The sequence below is a fragment of the Streptomyces nanshensis genome, from assembly GCF_001751255.1.
Lineage (GTDB): Bacteria > Actinomycetota > Actinomycetes > Streptomycetales > Streptomycetaceae > Streptomyces > Streptomyces nanshensis_A.
Window position 1 is genome coordinate 15,626 of record NZ_LJGW01000378.1, and the last position, 1,857, is coordinate 17,482.

Below are 1,857 nucleotides of genomic sequence, written 5' to 3' on the forward strand. Positions count from 1 at the left end.
CCGGCACCCGGCACCCCGCGCGGGCCCGGCTGTCCCGGGCGACGGCCGCCGAGGCGGGCGTCGCGGACGGCGACGTGCTCGCGGTCTCGGGACCGCTCGGCAGCGTCCAACTCCCGCTGGAGATCACGCAGATGCCCGACCGCGTGGTGTGGCTTCCGCTGAACTCCACGGGCGGCGGCGTCCAGGCGGACACCGGCGCACTGCCCGGCGAGCTGGTCCGCATCGCCGCCGGCACGGCGGTACGTCCCGAGGAGGCCGGCGCATGAGCACGCGGCTTCCCGGCGCCGCGCCCCACGGGAGCACCGTGGGAACGGCGAGGACGGCGAGCACGGTGAGCGCCGTGCACACCCCCGGCTCCGCACGGGTGGGCCCGCGCGCGGCGCGGTCACGTACACGAGGAGGTGAGCGCGTGAGCGCGCTCGTCACGGACCGGCACGGCGCACGCGGAGCACGCGCACGCGCCCTCACCGAGGGGGTGACCGCGTGAACGGCACGGCAGTCCTCGCCGAGGAGGACCTCTCCTTCTTCGGCCACGACCCGATCTGGCTGATCGCGCTCAAGGCCGTCTTCTGCTTCGCGTTCCTGATGGTGACCGTGCTGGTCTCCATCGTCATGGAGCGCAAGGTCGTCGGGTGGATGCAGTTGCGCGTCGGTCCCAACCGGCACGGCCCCTGGGGCATGCTGCAGTCGCTCGCCGACGGCGTGAAGCTGATGCTCAAGGAAGACGTCGTCGTCAAGGGCGCCGACAAGATCGTGTATCTGCTCGCGCCGGTGCTGGGCGCCATCCCGGCGTTCATGGCGATCGCCGTGATCCCGTTCGGGCCGCCCGGCAACGAGGTGTCGATCTTCGGCACGCGTACGGCGATGCAGCTCACCGACCTTCCGGTCGCGGCGCTGTACATCCTGGCCACCGCCTCGATCGGTGCGTACGGCGTGGTCCTCGCGGGCTGGTCGTCCAACTCGACGTACCCGCTGCTGGGCGCCGTGCGCGCCACGGCCCAGGTCATCAGCTACGAGATCGCGATGGGCCTGAGCTTCGCGGCGGTCTTCCTCTACTCCGGGTCGATGTCGACGTCCGCGATCGTGGACGCCCAGCAGGACACCTGGTTCGTGGGTCTGCTGCCGGTGTCCTTCCTGATCTACATGGTCTCGATGGTCGGGGAGGCGCACCGCGCACCGTTCGACATGCCGGAGTCCGAGGGCGACCTCGTCGCCGGCTACCAGACCGAGTACAGCTCGATCAAGTTCGCGCTGTTCATGCTCGCCGAGTACGTGCACATCGTGACGCTCTCCGCGCTCGCGGCCACCCTGTTCCTGGGCGGCTGGCGGGCGCCGGCGCCGATCTCCACGTACTGGGAGGGGGCCAACCACGGCTGGTGGCCGATGCTCTGGTTCTTCCTCAAGGTGTGCGCCCTGATCTTCTTCTTCGTCTGGATCCGCGGCACGCTCCCGCGTGTGCGCTACGACCAGTTCATGAAGCTGGGCTGGAAGGTCCTCATCCCGGTGTCCCTGGTGTGGCTGATGCTCGTCGCCACCGTGCGGGCCCTGCGGAACGAGGGGTACGACTTCGCGGGCATCGTCTACTGGGTCGCCGGCGCGGCCCTCGCGATCCTGCTGATCTCCTTCGTCGTGGACGTCTTCCGCGGCCGCAAGGAGGAAGCGGAGGAAGAGGCCGCCCAACGCGAGGCCGCCTCCGAGGTCTTCGATCCGATGGCGGGCGGCTTCCCCGTACCGCCGCTGCCGGGGCAGAAGCTGCCGCCGGTGCCGCGCCGCCGCTCGCGCCACGACCGCGAGCTGGTCGGGCCGTCCGGTGCGTCGGAGTCCGCGGGAGAGGCGGGCGAGGCGGGGCGGGGCGGC

General features: G+C 71.2%; 2 protein-coding genes. Both read left to right on the forward strand.

Annotated elements, in window-relative coordinates:
- On the forward strand, positions 1–266 hold a 266-nt coding region (locus tag AN218_RS23320; protein ID WP_275936992.1), incomplete at its 5' end, for a molybdopterin dinucleotide binding domain-containing protein.
- 217 nt (positions 267–483) lie between these two features.
- A partial coding sequence (gene nuoH, locus AN218_RS23330) for an NADH-quinone oxidoreductase subunit NuoH (RefSeq protein WP_070018866.1) occupies positions 484–1,857 on the forward strand: 1,374 nt, incomplete at its 3' end.